Annotated in this window: 20 protein-coding genes; 7 read left to right on the forward strand and 13 right to left on the reverse strand. The window is 30.1% G+C overall.

Annotation, left to right across the window (positions count from 1 at the left end):
* Window position 1 precedes the first annotated feature (1 nt).
* The 5 genes from ACVEGE_RS12640 to ACVEGE_RS12660 all read right to left on the reverse strand — a co-directional run bounded on the left by ACVEGE_RS12640 (window position 2) and on the right by ACVEGE_RS12660 (window position 5,660).
* The gene (locus tag ACVEGE_RS12640; protein ID WP_173853188.1) at window positions 2–1,258 is read right to left on the reverse strand and encodes a YaiO family outer membrane beta-barrel protein; all 1,257 of its coding nucleotides are present in this window, start codon (window positions 1,256–1,258) and stop codon (window positions 2–4) included.
* A 3-nt stretch (window positions 1,259–1,261) separates the two neighbouring features.
* Window positions 1,262–2,548, reverse strand: a complete 1,287-nt coding sequence (locus tag ACVEGE_RS12645; RefSeq protein ID WP_225738041.1) for a glycosyltransferase — start codon at window positions 2,546–2,548, stop codon at window positions 1,262–1,264.
* A gap of 137 nt (window positions 2,549–2,685) precedes the next feature.
* Entirely contained in the window at window positions 2,686–3,918 is a 1,233-nt protein-coding gene (locus tag ACVEGE_RS12650) for a hypothetical protein (RefSeq protein ID WP_192499850.1), read from the reverse strand.
* Between the two features lie 171 nt (window positions 3,919–4,089).
* Window positions 4,090–4,854: a TIGR02757 family protein gene (locus ACVEGE_RS12655; RefSeq protein ID WP_173855596.1), complete on the reverse strand. Its 765-nt coding sequence runs from the start codon at window positions 4,852–4,854 to the stop codon at window positions 4,090–4,092.
* A 143-nt stretch (window positions 4,855–4,997) separates the two neighbouring features.
* A complete protein-coding gene (locus ACVEGE_RS12660; RefSeq protein WP_192499849.1) occupies window positions 4,998–5,660 on the reverse strand; it encodes an ABC transporter ATP-binding protein in 663 nt (220 codons plus the stop codon).
* Window positions 5,661–5,835: 175 nt separating this feature from the next.
* Here ACVEGE_RS12660 and msrA point away from each other — a divergent pair, with 175 nt between their 5' ends.
* Window positions 5,836–6,384: a peptide-methionine (S)-S-oxide reductase MsrA gene (gene msrA / locus ACVEGE_RS12665; RefSeq protein ID WP_192499848.1), complete on the forward strand. Its 549-nt coding sequence runs from the start codon at window positions 5,836–5,838 to the stop codon at window positions 6,382–6,384.
* A gap of 49 nt (window positions 6,385–6,433) precedes the next feature.
* A complete protein-coding gene (locus tag ACVEGE_RS12670; protein ID WP_173855598.1) occupies window positions 6,434–6,727 on the forward strand; it encodes a hypothetical protein in 294 nt (97 codons plus the stop codon).
* Between the two features lie 34 nt (window positions 6,728–6,761).
* Here the strand turns inward: ACVEGE_RS12670 and ACVEGE_RS12675 are convergent, their stop codons facing one another.
* The 6 genes from ACVEGE_RS12675 to ACVEGE_RS12700 all read right to left on the reverse strand — a co-directional run bounded on the left by ACVEGE_RS12675 (window position 6,762) and on the right by ACVEGE_RS12700 (window position 11,649).
* Window positions 6,762–7,064, reverse strand: coding sequence for a DUF6787 family protein (locus ACVEGE_RS12675; RefSeq protein WP_192499847.1), 303 nt, complete (start codon window positions 7,062–7,064; stop codon window positions 6,762–6,764).
* 32 nt (window positions 7,065–7,096) lie between these two features.
* Window positions 7,097–7,528: a DUF6146 family protein gene (locus tag ACVEGE_RS12680; protein ID WP_192499846.1), complete on the reverse strand. Its 432-nt coding sequence runs from the start codon at window positions 7,526–7,528 to the stop codon at window positions 7,097–7,099.
* A gap of 109 nt (window positions 7,529–7,637) precedes the next feature.
* On the reverse strand, window positions 7,638–8,198 hold the full coding sequence (locus ACVEGE_RS12685; protein ID WP_173853180.1) for a DUF937 domain-containing protein: 561 nt from the start codon (window positions 8,196–8,198) through the stop codon (window positions 7,638–7,640).
* Window positions 8,199–8,303: 105 nt separating this feature from the next.
* Window positions 8,304–9,254: a D-2-hydroxyacid dehydrogenase gene (locus tag ACVEGE_RS12690; RefSeq protein ID WP_173853179.1), complete on the reverse strand. Its 951-nt coding sequence runs from the start codon at window positions 9,252–9,254 to the stop codon at window positions 8,304–8,306.
* A gap of 169 nt (window positions 9,255–9,423) precedes the next feature.
* Complete coding sequence (gene serC, locus ACVEGE_RS12695; protein WP_192499845.1) at window positions 9,424–10,497, reverse strand: 3-phosphoserine/phosphohydroxythreonine transaminase; 1,074 nt, start codon at window positions 10,495–10,497, stop codon at window positions 9,424–9,426.
* 93 nt (window positions 10,498–10,590) lie between these two features.
* A complete protein-coding gene (locus ACVEGE_RS12700; RefSeq protein WP_192499844.1) occupies window positions 10,591–11,649 on the reverse strand; it encodes an acyl-CoA reductase in 1,059 nt (352 codons plus the stop codon).
* A 152-nt stretch (window positions 11,650–11,801) separates the two neighbouring features.
* Between ACVEGE_RS12700 and ACVEGE_RS12705 the strand changes: the two genes are divergently transcribed.
* Entirely contained in the window at window positions 11,802–12,152 is a 351-nt protein-coding gene (locus tag ACVEGE_RS12705; RefSeq protein WP_173853176.1) for a 4Fe-4S dicluster domain-containing protein, read from the forward strand.
* Window positions 12,153–12,339: 187 nt separating this feature from the next.
* Window positions 12,340–13,503 carry a hypothetical protein gene (locus tag ACVEGE_RS12710; protein ID WP_192499843.1) on the forward strand — a complete coding sequence of 388 codons (1,164 nt, stop codon included), beginning with the start codon at window positions 12,340–12,342 and terminating at the stop codon, window positions 13,501–13,503.
* A gap of 95 nt (window positions 13,504–13,598) precedes the next feature.
* Here ACVEGE_RS12710 and ACVEGE_RS12715 read toward each other — a convergent pair whose 3' ends face one another.
* Both ACVEGE_RS12715 and ACVEGE_RS12720 read right to left on the reverse strand, forming a co-directional pair.
* Window positions 13,599–14,135 (reverse strand): hypothetical protein, encoded by a 537-nt coding sequence (locus ACVEGE_RS12715; RefSeq protein ID WP_173853174.1) that lies wholly within the window; start codon window positions 14,133–14,135, stop codon window positions 13,599–13,601.
* 176 nt (window positions 14,136–14,311) lie between these two features.
* Complete coding sequence (locus tag ACVEGE_RS12720; RefSeq protein ID WP_192499842.1) at window positions 14,312–16,972, reverse strand: TonB-dependent receptor; 2,661 nt, start codon at window positions 16,970–16,972, stop codon at window positions 14,312–14,314.
* 310 nt (window positions 16,973–17,282) lie between these two features.
* Here ACVEGE_RS12720 and ychF point away from each other — a divergent pair, with 310 nt between their 5' ends.
* The 3 genes from ychF to ACVEGE_RS12735 all read left to right on the forward strand — a co-directional run bounded on the left by ychF (window position 17,283) and on the right by ACVEGE_RS12735 (window position 22,884).
* On the forward strand, window positions 17,283–18,377 hold the full coding sequence (ychF, locus tag ACVEGE_RS12725) for a redox-regulated ATPase YchF (protein ID WP_192499841.1): 1,095 nt from the start codon (window positions 17,283–17,285) through the stop codon (window positions 18,375–18,377).
* Between the two features lie 479 nt (window positions 18,378–18,856).
* The gene (locus ACVEGE_RS12730; protein WP_192499840.1) at window positions 18,857–20,860 is read left to right on the forward strand and encodes an ATP-dependent nuclease; all 2,004 of its coding nucleotides are present in this window, start codon (window positions 18,857–18,859) and stop codon (window positions 20,858–20,860) included.
* Window positions 20,845–22,884 carry a UvrD-helicase domain-containing protein gene (locus tag ACVEGE_RS12735; RefSeq protein WP_192499839.1) on the forward strand — a complete coding sequence of 680 codons (2,040 nt, stop codon included), beginning with the start codon at window positions 20,845–20,847 and terminating at the stop codon, window positions 22,882–22,884. Before ACVEGE_RS12730 ends, ACVEGE_RS12735 begins: the two co-directional genes overlap by 16 nt.
* Window positions 22,885–22,994 lie beyond the last annotated feature (110 nt).

The raw sequence follows: 22,994 nt of genomic DNA on the forward strand, positions 1-22,994 counted from the left end.
CTTAAAATTTATATTGGAACGTTAAGAAGACTTCGAATTCATTTTGGGTCTTGGTAGACACATATTCTTGATTGTTAAATATGGTTTGAATTCCGGTCAAGTAATGTTCATTAATTAATTTATAATATCCAGCACCTATTCTATATGAGCTTAAGGATATTCTTTTTTCAACATCAACTAAAGAAACCCTTTCATCAGGTGAAGACCCATAACCTAGTAATACGGTAGCGTAATCGTATTTTGTATTAAAATAATATCTTGCTGTGGCAGTAAATGCGGGATTTACATCGTTTTGACTTATTTGTAAATAGGATCTAAGGTTTAACCAGTACGAACCGATGTATTTTCCAACACCAAAAACCGCAGCATATATGTTATCATCAGCAGCCTTTGTATAACGCATACCAAGATCAGCTTCCCATCCTTTTTCAAAATTATGAAAATAGGAATATCCAAGCCTTAATTTTGGAAATACAATTGCATCACTAAGGGAAGCAGTTACATAAGAATAGCTCTTAGCATTATTTTTTATGTAGGATTCAATTTCATATTGAAATCCAGCACCAATACTATTACCAAAAGATTGCCTATCAGCATAATTTATTCGACCTATAAGAGTAAACTTTTTTCTTTCTCTAATATATTGTAAGCCTGTTAATTGCCATGGACCTACGCTTTCTCTACTAAATGTTGTGAAGCTGTAATTTACGCCTACTCTGTCTGAATTTGTTTTGGTTTTTAACTGTGTCAGTCTTTGTTTTAGATCTAAATTAGAAGGATATTTTTCGATTAAACTATTAAGGAAGCTTAACGTCTCGTCATCATTGTCTTCATTTTTAAGTTGGATGATATTTAATTTTAATAAATTAAAGTCTAAATCATCAGGATAAAATTGAAGGGCTTTATCAATAGTGTTGCTTGCGTTTTTAAAATTTTTATTTTGAATTTCTAATTTTGTTAAATAAGAAAATGCCTCTTGGTATTGAGGGTTTTTATCAATGACATGATTGAAATAGACTCTAGCGCTATCTGTTTGTTTTGTATTCATATATGCTCTTCCTAAAACCATGTAAAAATCAACATAGTCAGCAGCTTCGGTTATTCCCAAACGGCCAAGTTCAATAGCTTTAGTATTATTTTTGGCAGTATTTAATTCATAGTAAGCTTTTACTAATAAACTATCCGTGTCAATTTTTTGAGCTCGTACGCTGGTATTGATGAGTATTATCGATAAGATAATAAATATTGTTTTCTTCATTTGTTAATTCTTAGGTGCATTAAATCCTTGTCTCACTTGTACTCCCCATTTTTGTTCTTTTTGCTTAAAAAAGTGCCAATATCCTTTAATTGAAGCAAATACATTTATAGGGTGAAAAACTAAAGGCTCCATGAAAATCATAAAAATTAGTATTAAAACCTCCTTTAATCCAGTATAATGTTTATAAATGACTTGATCCGAAAATACGGAAATAAGTGTAATAGTAATATAAAATAAGTACACAAAACTTGTGCCTATAATAAGATGTTGCACATTTACACTAAAAAATATTAAGTCTAAGAGTAAGATAGTCAATCCAAATACTTCCAAAATAGGGACCAAAAACTCAAAAAAAACAAAATATGGAAAAATTAAAAAGCCTGTTTTTCCGTATTTGGGATTTAAAAAAACGTCTCGATGTAAATTCAATGTTTGTACTAATCCTCTTGCCCACCTTACCCGTTGACGTAAAAATATTTCTAAAGTACTAGGAACTTCAGTCCAACAAAGGGATTCGGGAATATAGATTATTGAAAATTGTTCTTTTTTATGATGCATTAACTTTCTCATGCGCGTAATAAGTTCCATGTCTTCTCCAAGAGATTTATGCCAATAACCACCCGCTTCAATTGCGACTTCCTTATCAAACATACCCAATCCACCAGAAACCAATAATAAACCGTTAACGCTAGTCCAAGCCATTCTACCAAATAAATAGGAGCGTATGTACTCTAATTCCTGAAATCCTGCAAAAAAATTAGTCGGAAAATGAGAGCGATAGAGCATACCGTCTTTAAACTCGCAAGAATTGGATATTCTAATTGCAGCACCAGTTGCTATTACTCTTTTAGTGTTCTCTATAAATGGCTTTGCCAACATGGAAACGGTATCTTTTCTTAAAATACAATCAACATCAGTACATATAAAAAGATTGAATTTAGCTGAATTTATTCCTGCATTTGATCCATCGGCTTTACTTTTTCCATTGATTTTATCTACAACTAATAATTTAGAGTAAATAGGATTTGTCGATTTATAATGACCAATAACTTCTTGAGTAGGTATTTTTTCTTGATAAAAAAAATCTACTTTAACCAGATTGAATTTAGTGATTAATATTTCGAGTGTTTTATCAGTACTACCGTCATTAACAATAACAACTTCAAATTTTGGATACTCTTGTGAAAGCAGGGATTTTACATTGTATTCAATAGTTGTAGCTTCATTAAAAGCCGGTGCAATTATGGAAACGCCAATAGTATGATTTGATTTTACTAATACATCTTTCAATAAAAAATATTTCTTGTTATAGTATCTTTTAATTGCAAACCATGATAATATTGCTAAAATAGAATAGCATAAAAGGTAACTCAGTGAGTAGTAAATGACACAGGCCTCAAAAGCATTTATTATTTTTTCTATGGTATTCAATTTAGATAGGGGTTTTTAACGTGTAATAAAATTTTATTTAAAATATTTTGCTCTTTACTTTCTTGTTTATTTTCTTGATTAAAATAATTTGGATCAAGTTTGTAAATCGTTTTGACAAGTTGAAATTTAATATCTAAATCATTTTCTTCTAGAAAGTTACAAAGGAATTTTGTGGTAACATCATTTCCAATAACAGCAAAAGTTTTTAAACAAAAAATTTTATTCTCTTTATTGGTTATATTTTTATAATATTCAATTAGATAGTCATTGGCGTCTATTAGATATAGTAAACTGATGGCTAATAATGTTTCTTTTCGAACTTTAATAGAGTTATAATTTAATAAAAAACGAATTTGTTCAATTGTAAAATCTTTTCTATAACGTACCATTAATTTTATCGCTAAAATTACAATTGAAGAATTGTCAGAATACAGCCAATCAATAATATTGGTGGGTAAGTGCGTTTTCTTTTTAGCAATAATATCGAGGATTTTTAGTTCATCAGTTTTTGAGATCTTTCTTTTATAGTTTGCTATTAGTTCAAATTTTTCATTTGACAAAATAATCATAGCAATTAAGGCGTTAGAATTTAGGTATTTATTGCTGTGGTTGTTTACATAAGGTCTAATATAGCCTGTTTTAATTTTATATTCTAGGATCTGGTAATGGTATATTCCTAATAATTTATCTTTCCATTTTCTACTTAAGATGAGTTTTTTGCTATAGCGATGAAAGCCAAAAATTTTATAAATTTTCAATAGTAGGTTTGGATCTATACCATTAACATTTTGCTTAATAGCGATTATTTTATTTAGAATTAGTTCTTTATACCAATTTTTTTTAAAGAGAGGATGTTTTTTGTAATTTGTAATTTTAGTTTCTAATTCTTTTTTTGAGTAATTAGAAAAAACAAGTTCTGTAAGAAAATCATCTAGTTTGGTGTTTAATTCTTGAAGCAAAATTGTTCTTTTTTCATAACGGTAACGGTACGTTATTAAAGAAAGTATAGTTAATATAACAATCAATAAAAATATAGGAATGATTATATATTTTAATAATTCATAACTAATTGTTGTAATATCATTGGTGTTGTAAATAGTAAGCAGACCATTTTTTATTTCTTGAAAAAAATCGTTGAAATTGGTCAAAGATATCTTAATACGTTTAGGTATTAACGTATTTGTAATTAATGATTTAAAGGATGGATATAAAGTGTTCTCGATTTGCAATAATAGATGTGTTTTAGAGAATTATTAGTTGTTTAAATTAATTAAAATCTATTAATATTTTATTCTTTACATAAAAAATTAGCTTTGTCAATACTTACTATTTCTACAACGCAATACTTATGAATTAGTTGTGTTTATAGTTGAAAAATAATTAGCTAATAATAGATTATTTTAGAAACCTTCAAAAACTCCTAAACCAAATAAAGCAAAGTCATATTTTGATGGATCTAAAGGATCTAGAATACGAAGTTTTGTATCGAGTTCATAAAGTGCTTTACCGTCATTTTGCTTTCGCGAAAGCATTCCTAACTTGCGGGCAACATTTCCAGAATGTACATCTAAAGGGCAGGAGAGTACCGCTGGAGTAATGCTCTTCCAGATTCCTAAGTCTACACCTTTTGTATCTTGTCTTACCATCCAGCGCAGATACATGTTAATTCGTTTTGCAGCTGATCCATTTCTAGGGTCAGATACATGTTTTTGTGTGCGATTAAGATGCGGAATCTCAAAAAATATTTTTTTAAATTCAGAGATGCTTTCCTGCATGCTTAACGTGGCTGTATTTTTAGAAAAAACGGACTCCAATCCACCATGATTTTGATAAATATTTTGTAAACTTGTAATAAAATGTACAAAATCTATGCCGTTAAAGGTTCTATGAACAAAAGATTGCAATTGCTCTAAGTCATTATCAGAATGATTCATGACAAAATCATAAGGCGCGTTTCCCATTAAATCCATCATGCGATGACTGTTTTTAATGATCATAGTTCTGTTTCCCCAAGCGATTGTAGCACTTAAAAAACCTGCGATTTCGATATCTTCTTTTTGGGAAAATAAATGCGGAATTTGAACAGGATCGCTTTCTATAAAATCGCGGGTGTTGTATTGAATAACTTTTTCGTCAAGAAAATCTTTTAGCTCTGCTTGATTCATTTTTAGCTTTATTGTTATGTCGTAATTTTAGTAAAGGGATTTAATATAAACTGGATTTACTAGCCCAGATAGCAGTGGAAATCCTTTTTATCTCGTTTTTAAGACGAGATAAAAAGATTGTAACGGATAGCTGGAAATAGCTCCTAATTACTAATTAAACCATCAACCATAATTAATTTTCTGTCGGCCATATTTGCGAGTTCTTCATTGTGGGTCACAATTACAAATGTTTGCCCAAGTTCATCCCGTAGTTTAAAAAATAACTGGTGTAAATTTTCTGCGGAAGCGGTATCTAAATTTCCTGAAGGCTCATCAGCAAAAATTATTGCGGGCTTATTAATTAACGCTCTAGCAACAGCAACTCTTTGCTGTTCGCCGCCAGAGAGTTCGTTAGGTTTGTGGTTCATTCTGTGAGAAAGACCTAAATAGGTCAATAATTTTTCGGCTTCTATTTCTGTCGTTTTTTTATCTTTATTAGCTATAAAAGCTGGAATACACACGTTTTCTAAAGCCGTAAATTCAGGTAGTAATTGATGAAATTGAAAAATGAAGCCAAGATTTAAATTTCTAAATTTAGAAAGGTTCTTATCATTCATTTTCAAGATGTCTTCACCATTGATAAGTAGCGTAGTACTACTCTGAGAGCTTGGTTTGTCAAGAGTACCTAGAATTTGTAATAAAGTTGTTTTTCCGGCTCCAGATGCACCTACGATAGAAACAATTTCTCCTTTTTTAATATGCAAATCAACTCCTTTTAAAACGTGGAGTTTGTCGTAGTATTTATTTAAATTTTTTGCTTGTATCATTTTTAATCTGTTTTGACAAAGAAACAAAGATTTTAATTATAATCTTAATAATTGCCTTACCACAACTTATAAATTTTAGTTAACTATTTAATTAAGGTTTGTAAAAAGCTTAATTTTGGAATAATAGCATTGTTGTTATTTAAAATGATGTTAGAATAATTTAAAAATTAAGTAAATGATAGAGCCACATAATAATGAAGTAGCCATATTTGGCGGAGGATGTTTCTGGTGTACAGAGGCCGTTTTTTTAGAATTAAAAGGAGTAGATAAAGTAGTGCCTGGTTATATAGGAGGCCAAGTAGAAAATCCAACTTATGCAGCTATTTGTAATGGAACTACAGGGCATGCTGAAGCAATCAAAATCACGTTTGATAAAAGTCAAATTAGTTATGGCGAATTGTTGCAAATATTTTTTGCTACACATGATCCCACTACACTAAACAGACAAGGGAATGATATTGGAACGCAGTACAGAAGTGAGATTTTCTATTTGAATACTGGGCAAAAAGAAATAGCACAAGATTATATTAACTTACTTACTACCGAAGCTGTTTTTGACAATCCTATTGTTACTAAAATATCTGAAGCGCCTCATTTTTATGAAGCCGAAGATTATCACAATAACTATTACAATCAAAATAAATCACAAGGCTATTGTTCTTATGTGATTACACCCAAAATTGAGAAACTCAAAAAATATTTTCAAGATAAGCTAAAAGACTAATGGCATTACTTTTGATTTAATTAAAGGAGTAACTTAATGAAATCATGCTATGGGATTAGAAAAAAAGGTAACGGATGCGAGTGTGAAAAATAGAAACTTAATTCTAGGGATTTTTTTTGATGGTATAGGAATGCTGTCCTATTCTATACCGTGGGTTTTAGAATATACAGATGTTGTTTGGGCTCCTATTGCAGGATATTTAATGACAAAAATGTACAAGGGGACAACAGGTAAGGTAGGAGGTTTTATTGCTTTTCTTGAGGAAGCTTTTCCATTTACTGATGTTATACCTACATTTACATTAACTTGGATTTATACTTATATTATTAAAAAAGAGAAATAATATTTATTAAAGAAGAGGCTTTTAAGCCTTTTTTTTATACCCTAAAAAGAAAACCTAATCCCAAACGCTTCAACATCTTTTTTTCAAAAGCCCAGAAAAAACTGAATTGACCAAAAATAAAACCAATAAATACTAGTAGAACCTGATAAATTGGAAAAATAAGTAGCAATCGTACAGGCATAAACCACATACCTAAATCATCCTTAGTAATTCCTAATAAATAACAAAGTGGTTTTGATAGCCATGCTGATGCTGATCCTGTAATGGCAAATACAATGAATATAATGCTTAGTTGTATATTAGACGTTATTCCCCAACGTTCTTTTAATTTTCTCATCTTTATTTATAATGATTACAAATATAGTAAGATTATCTTGTAGGAACATAACCAAATAGTTTTTGTTTGTAGGTATTTTGAAAATAAACCATGTAATTATAGATTAGGTAATTCACTTCATAACCATAATCAATATTTTGACTGTAAGAGATAGTCATTTCATATAAATTAGGATCATAACGGTAAGGTTGGAGAACACGGTTATTCCATTCATTAATCCATAATAAGTTTTTATTTTCTAAAAAAGCTTGACTATGGTAATTTCTAGGAAAAGCTCTAGATGCTAACCACGTACTAAAACCAGGATCGATAATTGTAACCTCATATTCTAATTCATCATTTGCAATGCGTACGGTGTCGTTTAGAGTGGCTGCTGTATTTTGGTTTTTAATCACGGTATTTTTTGAAGCAGTACAACCTGCTAAAGTAATTAAAATTATAATAAAGGATATAAAGCTTTTCATAATCAGTAGTTTAATAATAAAAATACAATTTTTTATTCTCTTTAAAAATCCTTTTAACATAAAAAAAGCACCTACAATGTAAGTGCTTTATAAATATTTTTATGAGGGATTATTTTCCAAATAAACCACCTATCATTCCGCCTATTCCACCACCTTTTTTAGTAACAGCGTCCATTGCGTCGCTCATGTCTACTTTTCCATCACCGTTTTGGTCTAAACCAAACTGTCCGCCGTATTTTGTAATAGCATCCATGATTCCTGCATTGTCTCCGCCACCAGAAATAGCGCCAATAATATCTGAAATTTCAAAACTTGAATCGTTAGGGTCTTTTGCTTTACCTACAAGTGAAGCTAATATTTTAGGAATAATGCTAGACGCAACTCCTGCTGCAGCACTGCTGTCTATGCCTAATTTTTCGCTTAAATTTCCTGTAAGTTGTTGTGTTAATTTTTGCACTGCAGGATTAGAAGTATCCTTAGCATTATCTCCTTGAAAAAGAGTAGCCAATTGAGAAAGATCACCATCTGCAACCATTTTTTGTAATCCTGAAACTACTGAAGAGCTAGCTTCATTAATTACGGCTTCATTTTTTTCATTAGGAACTGCTGCATTATTTACTACAGAGTCTACTCCAAATTGTTGTGCTAATTGAGTTAGTTGTTCAAACATATATTTTAATTTATTTTAGGTTTCATCTACAAGATACTAAAAAAATAGCGATTATCCAAATAAATTGAATAATCGCTATTGTAACTATTTGTAAATCAGTATTTATTATCCTAGTAAACTAATTATTTGTGAAGCTAACTCAGTACCAATTCTATCTTGTGCCTCTCCAGTTGCAGCACCAATATGGGGTGTCAAAGAGATTTTAGAATTCATTAAAATAGTCATCTCAGGAGTTGGTTCATTTTCAAAAACATCTAATCCAGCAAACAATACTTTTCCGCTGTCTAAAGCTTTTACTAATGCCACTTCATCAATAACACCACCACGAGCACAATTTACAATTCCAACACCGTCTTTCATGGTAGCAATTTCTTTTTCACCAATGATGTATCCTTTTTGAGCAGGAACATGCAACGTAATAAAGTCAGCTTCTTTAAATAAAGATTCAAGAGATTGAGAAACAATTGTAGTTGTGATTGATTGTCCGTCAAAGAATTCTACTTTAACAGCAACTTCTGGAATAAAACTGTCTGCAGCAATTACTTTCATGCCTAATCCAAGAGCCATTTTTGCTGTAGCTTGACCAATACGTCCAATACCTACAATTCCAAGCGTTTTTCCTCTTAATTCAACACCATTTGCATACGCTTTTTTCAAACCGTCAAAATTAGTATCTCCTTCAAGGGGCATATTTCTGTTAGAATCATGCAAGAAACGAACACCTGAAAATAAGTGAGCAAAAACCAACTCAGCAACAGATTCTGATGAAGATGCAGGTGTATTTATAACATGAATCCCTTTGCTTTTAGCATAATCAACATCAATATTATCCATTCCTACACCACCACGGCCTATAATTTTTAGACCAGGACAAGCGTCAATAATATCTTTACGAACTTTAGTTGCACTACGTACTAAAACTACACTTACGTTATTCTCATTAACATAATTTGCTATTTGTTCTTGGGCTACTTTTGCAGTGATTACTTCAAAACCACCTTTTTCTAAAGCTAGAATTCCGCTTTTAGAAATTCCGTCATTTGCTAATACTTTCATTTTTTATGTCATTGCGAGGAACGATGCAATCTCGTCCTCATATTACTTTTTTATTATTTTTTTAGGAGCTATTTCCTGCTATTCGTTTCAATCTTTTTATTTTTTAAAGAAAAAAATAAAAAGGATTTCCACTGCTATCAGGGCTAGGAATCCGTACGTTGATTGTCTATTATGCTACCTTAGACTCTAATGCTTTCATAACATCCACTAAAACTTGAACACTTTCAATAGGCATGGCGTTGTACATTGAAGCTCTATAACCACCTACTGAGCGGTGTCCAGGAATCCCTGAAATTCCAGCAGCTTTCCACATCGCATCAAATGTTTCAGTGTGAGCAGCGTCATTCAATAAAAAAGTAGCATTCATATTAGAGCGATCTGCAACAGCAGCAGCTCCTTTAAATAAAGGGTTTCTATCAATTTCAGCATAAAGTAAAGCCGCTTTAGCATTGTTTAATTTTTCAACAGCAGCAACTCCACCTAATTTTTTTAACCATTGCAAAGTTAGTAGCGAAGCGTAAACAGGGAAAACAGCAGGAGTATTGTACATACTTTCTGCTTTAATATGTTTTTCATAATCTAAAATACTCGGAATCGTTCTTCCTGATTTACCAAGGATTTCTTCCTTAACAATCACAAGAGTTGTTCCTGCAGGTCCCATATTTTTTTGAGCGCCAGCATAAATAATATCAAATTTAGAAAAATCCAATACTCTAGAAAATATATCTGAACTCATATCGCAAACAATTGGCATGTCTAGCGATGGAAACTCTTTCATTTGTGTTCCAAAAATAGTGTTGTTACTCGTGCAGTGAAAATAATCTGCATCAGCAGGAACAGTATATCCTTTAGGAATATGGTTATAGTTTTCTTCTTTTGAAGAGGCTACGACAACAGTTTCTCCAAAAAATTTAGCTTCTTTAATTGCTCCGCTTGCCCATGTACCTGAATCAAGATAAGCAGCTTTACCGCCTTCTTTCATTAAGTTATAAGGAACCATTAGGAATTCAAGACTGGCTCCGCCAGCAAGAAAAAGAGCTTGGTAGCCTTTCCCTTCTAATCCTAATAATTCTAATGCAAGAGTTCTCGCTTCATCCATTACGGCAACAAAATCTTTGCTACGGTGTGAGATTTCTAAAATAGATAATCCAGAATCATTAAAGTTTAAAATAGCTTGTGCTGATTTTTCAAAAACTTCTTGTGGTAAGATGCATGGTCCTGCGCTGTAGTTGTGTTTTTTCATGGTGTAGTTTATGTCCAAAAATTTAAAACGCAAATTTCGGCATTACAACTTGAATATCTGTTAATTTATTCGCAATAATTAACCAATTTTATGCTATCTTATTAACAAAAACGATATAGTGTCTATATTATCTGCATAATCCCATAATTGTGGTTGCTGTGTTTGCCCAAAAGCAATACTGCCTTCAATTAAATTATCACTAACAATGCACTGTATTTGGTCTGCTTCAGTAGTTAATTTTGCTTGTAAATCAGTTAGGTTTTCGTAGCGCTCATAAAATACACTTGAAATAGGGGAGGCGTGACTATTATCCTCTTTTAGAGTTAAAAAGCCATTGTCTAATAACTTGAAATTACTCATTAAAAACACCGCTTTGTTGTAATCGTAATTATTAGCATATTTCTCATAATGAATAACGTCTTGGTATTCAAAAATAGCTTCAAAAAAAGCAACAAAAGAATAGTCTTTAGGGACAAATAATTTAGAAACATTGCGACAACCTAAACCAAAATATCTAAATATATCTTCTCCCATTGCCGCTAACTGTTCTTTACTTTCGTTACCATTTAATACCGCAATTGAATTCCTGTTTTTTCTTATTATTGAAGGTTTATCTTTAAAATAATATTCAAAATAACGTGCCGTATTATTGCTACCAGTAGCTATTACAGCATCAAAATTTTCTAATTTACCTTCTACAAAAGTTATTTTATTTGCAAATTCAGGTGCTAATGCAATTAAATATTTTGCTAAAAAAGGGAGTAGGTGTTGGTCATTTGAAGAGGTTTTTACCACTACATTATGTCCCGTTATCAATACCGATAAAAAATCATGGAAGCCAACTAACGGTACGTTACCTGCTAAGATTAATGCGATATTTTTAGGAACAACAGCATCAAAATTATAGTTAGACAACCATTTGTTTAGATTCTCTTCGGTTAATGCTTCTGCCCATGATTGAATCGAAAAGTACACTTGTTCAGGAGTATACCAACCGTTATGAGATTGTGATAAATGAATTAATTTGTTAAATTCATCAAAAAACAAATCATTTTTAAGCACATTTTCGTTCTTAACTGTTTCATTTGTATTGAATTGCTTTAAAAAATGGCCTAATTCAATGAAAATGTTTTTTTTAACTTCTAATGTCATAATGTTTGTTTATGAATTGTTTTGATTGTAATTTTGCACAAAAATAAGCATATTTAAGTCGAAAGTCAAAAGGCATCAACTAGAAAGATGTAATGTCTTTTTAAAGTAAGCGACTAATTGCATTAAGACACATCAATTTTAAGACAAGAAACATGGCAATAATAATAACTGACGAATGTATCAATTGCGGTGCATGTGAACCAGAATGTCCAAATACAGCAATCTATGAAGGTGCTGACGATTGGAGATACAAAGACGGAACTAAATTAACGGGTAAAGTAATCCTTGCTGATGGTACTGAGGTTGATGCGGATGATGCTCAAACTCCTATATCTGATGAAGTGTATTACATAGTTCCTGGAAAATGTACAGAGTGTAAAGGTTTTCATGATGAACCACAATGTGCTGCAGTATGTCCTGTAGATTGTTGTATTCCAGATGATAACCATGTTGAAACAGAAGAAACTTTGTTAAACAGACAAGCTTTTTTACATAACGAATAAATTTTTATTACCGATATATTAAAAACCTGAATAGTAATATTCAGGTTTTTTTATGTCAATTTTTTTATGTTAATCGATAAAGTGTGCGTTTTAACTGATTTTATTGCATTTCAAGGGGTATTTAGCTAATTAATAGGGATTTGCAACTATTTTTATGTTATTTGATAGTTAAATTTTATTTCATGATATGAAAAAAATACTTTGGTTATTCGTTTTGATTTGTAGTTATAGTGTTTATAGTCAGAAAGATACTTATTCTATTTTGATTAAAGATAGTGATACGCATTTGCCTATCGAGAATGCCACCGTTATTATATTAAAAACAAATCAAATTTTGTTAAGCAATAGAGACGGTAAAGTTGCTTTTGTATCTAATGCTCCTTCCAATATTGCTATTTCAGAAAGTAATTATGAATCTCAAAATATTCGTTGGAATATACTAGTAGAGAAAAGCTTCGTAATTTATCTAAAAAGTAAAAGTAATATATTAGAAGAAGTTATTTTATCAAGGGAGAGCCCGCAAAAAATACTTCAAAAGATTGTATCAAATTCTATTCAAAAATTAACTGTTCCCGCACGATTAAAAGTTTATGTTAGAGAGTTTTTTAAATTGAACCACAAATACGCTTATTACAATGACGGTTTAGTTAATTTTCAGTTTTCTAAAAAGCAGAAAAAAATAACGACAACTTTATTAGTGGAGCAAAACAGATCTTATGGCTTATTAGATGAAGATATTACAGCTGATTTATTAGGCTACAACTTAAACAACATCATGGAGAATTATTGTACGTTTAAGTATTTAGAGCCTATTTTAGAAACAAAAATGGGTAAGGATTATGAATTTATAGTTAAAGCCCATGCGTCTAATGACAAGTCTTATATAATGTCTATAGTCCCAGTAGATGAATCTAAGGGAATGTTAGATACTTTTGAAATTATTTACGATCCTGAGATGAAAATTATTAATGAGTTCACTGTTAAAATTGCTTTTAAAGATATTGAACTTAAAAACACAAGAAAGAAAGCTGACTCTAAAAATATTACTAAATCTTCAGTAAAGGTTGTTTATAAGGTAGATGTTGACGGATATTATATGTTAAATGCAAATGAGGAGATTGCCTATGATATTACTGTAAAAGACGAATTAAAAAACATTGAAGTTCGCAATAGCTTTATAACAACTCATTTTAATAAACAGCCTTTTACATATGATGATAGTGATGTTTTTAAAGAAAAATCGCTATTTAATAAAAGGAATAAAATACTAACTAATTATTGGGATTTATCTGGATTTGTAGCTAGCGAAGAGGAGAAATCAATAGTAAGTACATTGGAATACAAAATGTAATTTTTTTAGTATTATTAATTACAATTTATGATAAACTAAAAAATCCTGAATTTTTAAAATTCAGGATTTTTTATTTTTATGTAAAAAGTATTGTTTTACTCCTTATTTAATATATAAGTTGTTGCTGTAACAGTATCTGTAGCTTCGTCATAATTTTCTAATACTAGATTTCCTTCTTGATTAAAATAACCATATGAAGTTTTATCTTTTGCTTTATAAATATAATTGTTATTCGAAGTTTTTCTTAGAATAGCTTTTTTCTCTCCATTAGCAAAAGTCATTGTGTATCCTACTTTATCAGTGGTTACTTGGTATTTTTGACCATCTAAATCGTAATAAGCTGATCGGTCTATATCAATTAATCGAGTAACACCATCTGCAGTGATTTTTGTTGTAGCGGTTACATTAATAGGAGATTCTTTAGTATTTTTATTAAGTACATTGGAGTCAGCATCCATTAATTCAATGGCTTGATTTTCATTTATCTCCTGTGTTTTAATCAATTTTTTTTCACCTTCAGAATCTTTGATCGTAGTGATCTTAGTAGTAACCTCCGATTTTACATTTTTATTTTGAGCTTGAATATTTACTGTAAATAAAAAAGCAGTCAATCCTAATAATATCGTTTTCATAATTTTTGTTTTTAAAGATTTGTATCAAGCAAATTTACAACTATCATGCTATTTATCTATTATGTTTTTATGCTAAAAGGTTATGGTATTTATAGCCTAGTTGCGTAGTAGTAAAATCACTATAATAAAAGAGCCATCGTAGATGATGGCTCTTTAAGTAATAGGTTACTATCTAATTAAAATCTATAGTTTAATGATAAGTTAAACATAGTCCCTAATTGACTAAAATGCGACCCGTCATAAGTTGTATTGTCATAACGACCATTAAAGGTAATTAGATTGTATTGATTTTTAACTTGTGCAGCGTCACTTAAAAGTGCTGATCCTGCAGTATTTTCAGCTTTAAATTCCCACTCCGGTAGTACGTTTAATAAATTGTTCACATTTAATGATAGTGTTAGTTTCTCAGTAGCAGAGAATGTAATGCCTAAATCAGTTACGATTTTTGGAATAAATTCAGTTCTTAAATCATCACTTAATCCATCTTGTTTAAATGTTGTTTTACCAAAATAAGTGTTGTTAAGAGAGAATCCAAATTTGCCTAATTCGTAATTTGCTCCTAAAATCCATTTTGTTACAGGTCTAGACGTAAACATTAACGCGTCTAATGTTGGGCTAAAATTATTGTTTTTTAAAGGAGAAATTCTTTCATTTTGAAAGGTAATATTTCCTGATAAATTAAATCCTAGTTTTCCTTCTCCAATAAGTATGTTATTGTAATTTGCAACAATATCTAAGCCAGAAGTTCTTGAATCGAATGAATTTTCAAACCATGCTACAGTACCAAACTGTGTAACAATTTTATCTCCTAAAATAATTCTGTCTTTTACTTTAATATTGTAGTAATCCGCAGTGAAATTAAAGTTTCTAGATGGTTTTACACCAATACCAATAGTGATATTAGTAGATTTTTCAGCATCTAGTGGATCTATATTTAATAAACGTGCCTGTGGTGAAACATTGCTGATAATACCACTTACTTGAATGCCTTGACCTGGTTCAAAAGAGTACTGTGATTTTTGAGTATAAATTTGGTGTAAAGTAGGTGCTCTAAATCCAGTAGAAATAGATCCTCTCAAAGTGATTTTATCATCAAAAAATTTATATCTTGAGCTTATTTTCCAAACTGTTGCTCCTCCAAAATCGCTATAGTCTTCATAACGAATAGTACCATTAATAAGAAAATCTTTTGTTACATCATAAGCAACATCAAGATATCCACCAAGATTATAACGGTTATATTTTCCTGAATTTTCGGGTAAATTTCCAGCAAATGAATCTGAGCCTTCTCCGTCCCATGACGCTTGATCTCCTTCGATAACCTCAAAAGTTTCTGTTCTCATTTCTGTTCCAAATCCAATACTTATTTTATCGGATAATACTTTTGAAATATCAATATTTCCTACAATGTGATTAAAGGCAGTTCCTCCTGGTTTAAATGATATTGGGCTATTTTCTCTATAAACATTTTCGCCATTAATATCTTTAATTTCAGATGGATTATGAGAGTTATTCACATTGTATGTTTGTGAGTTTCCCCCCACGGTAATACTTGCGTCTGTATTCCAATCGTTTTTTGTTGATTTATATCCTAAAGTTCCGTTATAATCATTCAATTCTCCTTCAAAAGTAGGAACGTAACCTTCATAGGAAGCATCTGTACCATCACCAAAGAAATCTTTTAAGTAAGGTAAGTCTGTTAAGGATTTCCAATATGGTGTTCTGTAGTTTGCAAATGAATTCACTTTTTTATAAACGTAAGCAGCATTGTAGTATAGAGCTGAAGTTTCACTTAATTCTTTTCCTCCATTAACTAAAAATTTTGCAGCAGCAGTTTCTGGAGAACCATTAATGTTTTTAGCGTCAGGATATTTTGATAGAAAATTATTTACAGTAGCAATATCTGCTGCTGTGCCACTTAAAAAATCAGTAGCTTCTCCTTGGGCATCTACTTTACCTGGTCTGTTTGCTTGATTGACTTTTGAGAAATCAACAGTGTAATTAATGTAGCCTTTATCACCTACGGTAGTACCATTGTTTAAGCTTACGCCAATCATTTCTCCATCACCTTCAGAAGTCATTCCTGTTCTAATAGTTGCTGACCCACCTGATGTGCTTTTTTTCAAGATAATATTCATTACCCCTGCAATAGCATCAGATCCATATTGAGCAGAAGCTCCATCACGTAAAATTTCAACTCTCTCAATTGCATCAGTAGGTATTGCAGAGATATCAGCTCCTGTTTCACCACGTCCTGGAGAAGTTTGAACATAAAGTAGCGAACTTAAATTTTTACGTTTACCATTAATAAGGATTAAGGTTCTACTTGGTCCCATATTTCTAATTTCATAAGGGTCTAATAAAGATGTCGCATCATTTACAGGAGTTTGCACCGTGTTAAAAGACGGGATTTTATACTGTAATGCTTTATCAAATGTGGCTTGACCAGTAGAAGCTAAATCTTTTGATGAAATAACATCAATAGGTAGCGCGGTAGTAGTATTGCTTCGAGGAGCAGTACGCGTTCCTGTAACTACAATTTCGTCTAGCGCTTGTCCACCTTCTTCTGATAAAATAATATTAACCGTAGTTCCAGTTGCCGCTTTTTCAACTTTAGTAAAACCTATGTAGCTAAAAATTAATGTAGCTCCCTCTTTTACTTTTATTCTGTAAGCTCCATCTATATCGGTCGAAACACCATTTTGAGTTCCTTTTTCTACAATATTTACTCCAGGTAATCCATATCCAGTGTTGTCTTTTACTACTCCAGTAATTTCTTTTTGTGCAAAAAGAAAACTGACATTTAGTAATAAAAATAGTAGTGTGATTTTTTTCATAAATAATTTAGTTTTTTGGTTTTTGGTTCGTTTCTGACTGCAATATACAAATTTTTTAACAAAATTTTAGCAATTCAGTGTTTTTCATAAAAATTTGAGATTTATTAGTTAAATGAGGTGTAAAAAGTGATATCTATTTATAATATTGCTTTTTTTTATAATTTAAAATCAAATAAACCTGAAATAGAATCTTTCAAAACAATAATTTAACGATTTTGAGTACTTACATTTATTAAATGGTATATTTGCAAAATTTTAAAGTAAATACTAAAACGTATAGCTGTAAAAGCTATTTGTAAATATAAATATCATGAAAGCAGGAATTGTAGGGTTACCTAATGTTGGAAAGTCAACTTTGTTTAATTGTTTGTCAAATGCAAAAGCGCAAAGTGCTAACTTTCCTTTTTGTACTATCGAACCTAATATAGGTGTTGTAAACGTACCAGATCCTCGTATTAATAAATTAGAGGAACTAGTAAAACCAGAACGTGTACAAATGGCAACAGTTGATATTGTTGATATCGCTGGATTAGTAAAAGGAGCAAGTAAAGGAGAGGGATTAGGAAATCAATTCCTTGGAAACATTAGAGAGTGTAATGCTATTATTCACGTTTTACGTTGTTTTGATAACGATAACATTGTTCACGTTGATGGTAATGTAAACCCTATTCGTGACAAAGAAACGATTGATATTGAATTGCAGTTAAAAGATTTAGATACCGTTGAAAAACGTCTAGAAAAAGTGAATCGTGCTGCAAAAACAGGAAACAAAGAGGCAATTACAGAAAAAGGACTATTAGACCGAATTAGAGAAAATCTTTTACAAGCAAAATCAGCTAGAACAATTACACTTGAAAATAATGATGAAGAGGTTCTAATGGAAACTTTTCAATTAATTACTGCAAAACCAGTTTTGTATGTATGTAATGTTGACGAAAACTCAGCTGTAAACGGAAACAAATATGTTGATCTAGTAAAAGAATTAGTAAAAGACGAAGATGCTGAGGTTATCATTCTTTCAGTAGGAGCAGAGGCTGATATTACTGAGTTAGAAAGTTTTGAAGAGCGTCAAGTTTTTCTTGAAGATATGGGATTAACTGAGCCAGGAGCATCAGTTTTAATTCGTGCAGCTTATAAATTATTAAAGCAACAAACCTACTTTACCGCTGGTGTAAAAGAAGTTCGTGCATGGACAATCAACATAGGATCAACTGCGCCACAAGCAGCAGGAGTAATCCACACTGATTTCGAAAAAGGATTCATCCGTGCTGAAGTTATCGCCTATGAAGATTTCGTTCATTACGGTTCAGAAGCTAAATGTAAAGAAGCCGGTAAATTCAAAGTAGAAGGAAAAGAATATATCGTAAAAGATGGGGATGTAATGCACTTCCGTTTTAACGTGTAATTCTTAGCTTAGAGAAAAGAGTAAAGAATATAAAGAGAACCCGCAAAAGTGATTTTGCGGGTTTTTTGCGTCTATCAAAAACCGAATACTTAATGCTGAATAGAGACAGCTTTTTTAAAAGAACCTATTTCCCGCTTTTCATTTCAAGATTTTGTTGTCTTCCCTTTTTTTATAAGTCATAAAAGGAGCTTCTTCCAGTCGCTCTTTTTTGACAATAAAAAATAGGGAGCCTGTCAAAATGCTTTTCATTGCAATCGGGGGTAGTGGTTTACACGTTGGTGACAATTTGAATGCATGTCTATTTCAATATTGATATAGGAATATTAAGTAAATATAAAATTGAACAAATTCGTAAGTTATATAATAGCCATGTTAGCTAATATAGCAATCCTTTTCAACAGATTTACTTGCTAGTTGTGGATAATTATAATATTAAGAAAATTATTATAATTATATTTGAATAACCTCAATAGTAGAATATGTATATAAGTAAAATTAGAATTAAAAATTTCAGACTATTAAATGACACAACTCTTCTATTAGATGAAAATAAAAAACAAGAGTTATCCCTTTTAATTGGTAGAAATAACAGTGGTAAAACCTCCTTTATAATGCTTTTCGATAAATTTTATAGAAGTGAAAGTTTTAAATTTGATTTCTATGATTTTTCAATATCATTACGTGATAAAATTTTTAATATAGAGGAGACAACAGTTATTGAGGATTTATCTATTCAGATGATTCTAGAAATAAAATATGACACAAAAGATTCTTTAGAGAATATATCTGATTTTATTTTAGATTTAGATCCGACCTTAAATAGCGTTAAAATCTTATTTGAATGCACTATTGACAAGGCTAAATTAATTAAAAGTTTATTGAAAGTAGAAATTGCAAAAAAGAAGAAGTTTATAGAAAAGAATTTATCTGATTATTTAATTGATAAAAATATTTATGTTTTTGAAAACGAAAAAGATTTAGAAGTAGCTAATAGAGGTAATCTTGTTAAGAAAGATATTTCATTGGTAAAAAACTTAATTAATTTTCAAGTTATTCATGCAAAAAGAAATGTTTCAAGTTCTGAAACAACGGGAAATGGCAAAAGAGCCCTGTCAGAAATGACAACTCAATATTTCAATAAAGAGAATAAAGATTTGTCGGATGACTTTATTGATATAAATGAGGCAATCACTGGAATGGACTCTACTTTGGATGAAAAGTATAAAACACATTTTGAACCATTTTTAGAAAATGCTAAAAAGTTTCTCGATATAAAGGATTTAAGAGTCGTTTCAGATTTAGAGTCTAAACAATTATTTACGAATCACTCTAAAATTGTATATGGAGATGGTTCAAATAATCTACCAGAAAATTTAAATGGTTTAGGTTATGTAAATATTCTTTATTTATTACTTCAAATTGAAGTCAAGAAAAAATATTTTTTAGCTGAGAAAAAAGACATAAATCTATTGTTTATTGAAGAACCTGAAGCTCATACTCATCCTCAAATGCAATATGTTTTCAGTCAAAAAATCCAAGAAATAATCAAAGAGATTAATATGCAAGTTGATTTACAAACTTTTATTTCTACGCATTCTTCTCATATAGTTTCTCAATGTAATTTTTCTGACTTACGTTATTTTAAATTTAAAGACGGAAACATTAATATTAAAAACTTTTATACTGATTTAGAAGTTAAATATAAGGGTGATAAAGACTATTTCAAATTTTTGAAACAATATTTAACTCTATATTCTTCTGAACTTTTCTTTGCTGAAAAAATTATTTTTATTGAAGGAACTACAGAAAAAATGCTGTTGCCTTATTTTATTAGTCAATATGACAAATTAGTTGTTGCTCCAGAAAACAAAATATCATCACAAAATATTTCAATAATTGAAGTAGGTGCTAATTCAAAAGTATTTAAACATTTTTTGGAATTTTTAGAAATTAAGACCTTAATTATTACGGATATTGATACTGTCAAATTAGTAATGACTCCTGCCTCGGATGATAAGAAAGAAAGTTCAAGTAGTATTGCTTGCTCAGTAATTGAGGGTGATAATACGAGTAACTATTCTATTAAAGAATTTTTGAATATACCTGAAAAAACAAAAACTGCAGAAATTGCCGAATGGTTTAAAAAACTTAAGTCAAATTCACTACAAGATGATTCTAATTATATAAAAATAGCCTATCAAATTGAAGAATTAGGATATCATGGTAGAAGCTTTGAAGATTCATTTATTAGTTTGAATTTAAAAGAAATTATAAAATATAAAGATGATGATATTTGTGGAATTCAGCATAAAGCCGAACTTTTTGATTCAGTAACAGATTTTTATAATTTAACCCAAAAGGTTTTAAAATCAGATGGTAAATCAGAATTTGCTTCATCATTACTATTTTTGGCTTTGACTGGTAAAGTTGAGTGGAAAACTCCATCATATATAAAACAAGGATTACAATGGATAGCAAAATAAGACCAATTGAACAGATAAAACAGATTATTGATGATAATCAAAATGCTGAAAAAGAATTTCAAAATTTTGTTTTACAAGGTGGAGCAGGAAGTGGAAAAACGGAATCCTTAAAACAAATTCTTGAATATATTACCGAAAACTATCCTGAAAAAAAAGGAGTTTGTATTACCCTTACTAATGTTGCAGTGGACGAAATAAAGTCAAGAGTTGGAGCAAATGATAATTTTATAGTATCAACAATACATTCTTTTTTAAATGATTTAATTAAAAACTACAAGAAAAATATTCACGAAGTAATTTTTGAGATTTTCAAAGTCGAAAAAGTAGTCAGGGAAAAATATGTTGCTGGAGAAGACCTAAAAGAGTATAACAAAAAGGAACATGACAATTACAAGAAGCTTTATGGAAAATACTCCGGAAAGTTGTTTACGATAACTGGAGAGAAAACCTCTAAAGTTATTGGTAAAAGAGAATATGATCTAGAAGCATTAAAATTTAATTGTGATTTAAATGCAGAAGTTGATACATTAAATGAAATAATCTTAGAAGAAATTAGGACAATAGATTATAACAAAAGTAGATATAATGAAACACGTTATAATAATTTTAAAGAATTGTCTTTTGGGCACGATGAATTATTACATGTTGCTTCTTTGCTTTTTAAAAAACATGCCTTATTGGGTAAAATTGTTAGTGATAAATTTGACTTTATATTAATTGATGAATATCAAGATACCAATGAAAAAATTGTTGATATTTTTTTAAATTTATTACCTAAAAATAACAAAACAACAATTGGTTTATTCGGCGATTCTATGCAAGGAATTTATGAGGATGGAATTGGAGATGTAGAAGGGGAAATAAAAACGGGTAAATTAATCAAAATTGAAAAGGAAGATAATTTTAGATGTTCTGAAGAAGTTATTGGTTTTATAAATACAATTAGGAATGATGGTTTAGAACAAGAATTAGCTTTAAAAAACACAGAGACTATTGATGATAGAAAAGGAGATTTTAAAGTGTTTTATTCTATTTATGGTAAGAAGCCAAATGCCTTTAGTAATAACGAAGATAAGAGTAATTACTTTATTGTTCTTAATGGTCTGATTACGAAAGCTTCATCTAAAGAAATGAAATTTAAAAAATTGATGTTAACTAACAAATCTATTTCAGGTGAGTTAGGTTTTCATGTGCTTTATCAAATTTTTAATGCCAGGTATACTGAAGTCAAAGAGGAAATTGAAAAAACATTAGAAAGAATACAATTAATTGAATTATATGAACTTTGTACTGCATACAAAAAAAAGGAGTATAATTTTGTATTGGGAAAATTAAAAAAGTGTGGTTTCGAATTAAAATCAGTTAAAGATAAGATAGCGATAAAAAGACTTTTTGATATATTATTGAATACTACTCTATCTGTTAATAGAGTTTTGAAATTTGCATTTGATAACAAATTGATAAGGAAATCTGATTCATACAAACTTTATATTAATAATAAAGAAGCCTTTCTGAAGGATATAGAATTAGATAAAAGATTTTTAGAATTGGAGGATCTATTTTTAAAAGGAGAAAATACTTTTGCGAAAATGGCAAAAATAGGTTCAAATATTTCTGATGAAGAATTTGTTGAATTTGACAAAAATAGAAAAAGGAAAAATTTCTATTTAAATTTATTTTCTCATAATTTAAAATTTCATGAAGTCTTAAATTATTATAATTATGTAGACGAAAATATTGTTTCAGACTATATAACGATGCATAAAACAAAAGGTTCTGGTATTGATAATGTGATGGTTGTCATGGATGAATATTTTTGGAATAAGTATAATTTCAAATCAATTTATGATAGTAGTGAAACGGATTTAAGCAAGAAACTAACAAACCAAAAGTTATTTTATGTAGCTTGTTCAAGAACTATTAAGAATTTAATTTGTGTTCGATTAGTTTCAGATGAAGAAGAAGAAAAGCAATTATTAAATTTTTTTAAAGGATTTGAAATTGAAAAAATTGCTATCTCATAAATATTTACTTCACCTAATGTGCTATATGGAAAATATATTGCAAGCTATTTTTTTTAATTGAGTAAACACGAACCATGGGTTTTGAATAGCGTCTTTCAATAATAATTCAT

The organism is Flavobacterium sp. PL002 (assembly GCF_054165825.1).

Coding starts and splice junctions, on each gene's coding strand:
- ACVEGE_RS12640 (WP_173853188.1), bottom strand. CDS start 1,258: ATGAAGAAAACAATATTTATTATCTTATCGATAATACTCATCAATACC.
- ACVEGE_RS12655 (WP_173855596.1), bottom strand. CDS start 4,854: ATGAATCAAGCAGAGCTAAAAGATTTTCTTGACGAAAAAGTTATTCAA.
- ACVEGE_RS12660 (WP_192499849.1), bottom strand. CDS start 5,660: ATGATACAAGCAAAAAATTTAAATAAATACTACGACAAACTCCACGTT.
- msrA (WP_192499848.1), top strand. CDS start 5,836: ATGATAGAGCCACATAATAATGAAGTAGCCATATTTGGCGGAGGATGT.
- ACVEGE_RS12670 (WP_173855598.1), top strand. CDS start 6,434: ATGGGATTAGAAAAAAAGGTAACGGATGCGAGTGTGAAAAATAGAAAC.
- ACVEGE_RS12675 (WP_192499847.1), bottom strand. CDS start 7,064: ATGAGAAAATTAAAAGAACGTTGGGGAATAACGTCTAATATACAACTA.
- ACVEGE_RS12680 (WP_192499846.1), bottom strand. CDS start 7,528: ATGAAAAGCTTTATATCCTTTATTATAATTTTAATTACTTTAGCAGGT.
- ACVEGE_RS12685 (WP_173853180.1), bottom strand. CDS start 8,198: ATGTTTGAACAACTAACTCAATTAGCACAACAATTTGGAGTAGACTCT.
- ACVEGE_RS12690 (WP_173853179.1), bottom strand. CDS start 9,254: ATGAAAGTATTAGCAAATGACGGAATTTCTAAAAGCGGAATTCTAGCT.
- serC (WP_192499845.1), bottom strand. CDS start 10,497: ATGAAAAAACACAACTACAGCGCAGGACCATGCATCTTACCACAAGAA.
- ACVEGE_RS12700 (WP_192499844.1), bottom strand. CDS start 11,649: ATGACATTAGAAGTTAAAAAAAACATTTTCATTGAATTAGGCCATTTT.
- ACVEGE_RS12705 (WP_173853176.1), top strand. CDS start 11,802: ATGGCAATAATAATAACTGACGAATGTATCAATTGCGGTGCATGTGAA.
- ACVEGE_RS12710 (WP_192499843.1), top strand. CDS start 12,340: ATGAAAAAAATACTTTGGTTATTCGTTTTGATTTGTAGTTATAGTGTT.
- ACVEGE_RS12715 (WP_173853174.1), bottom strand. CDS start 14,135: ATGAAAACGATATTATTAGGATTGACTGCTTTTTTATTTACAGTAAAT.
- ACVEGE_RS12720 (WP_192499842.1), bottom strand. CDS start 16,972: ATGAAAAAAATCACACTACTATTTTTATTACTAAATGTCAGTTTTCTT.
- ychF (WP_192499841.1), top strand. CDS start 17,283: ATGAAAGCAGGAATTGTAGGGTTACCTAATGTTGGAAAGTCAACTTTG.
- ACVEGE_RS12730 (WP_192499840.1), top strand. CDS start 18,857: ATGTATATAAGTAAAATTAGAATTAAAAATTTCAGACTATTAAATGAC.
- ACVEGE_RS12735 (WP_192499839.1), top strand. CDS start 20,845: ATGGATAGCAAAATAAGACCAATTGAACAGATAAAACAGATTATTGAT.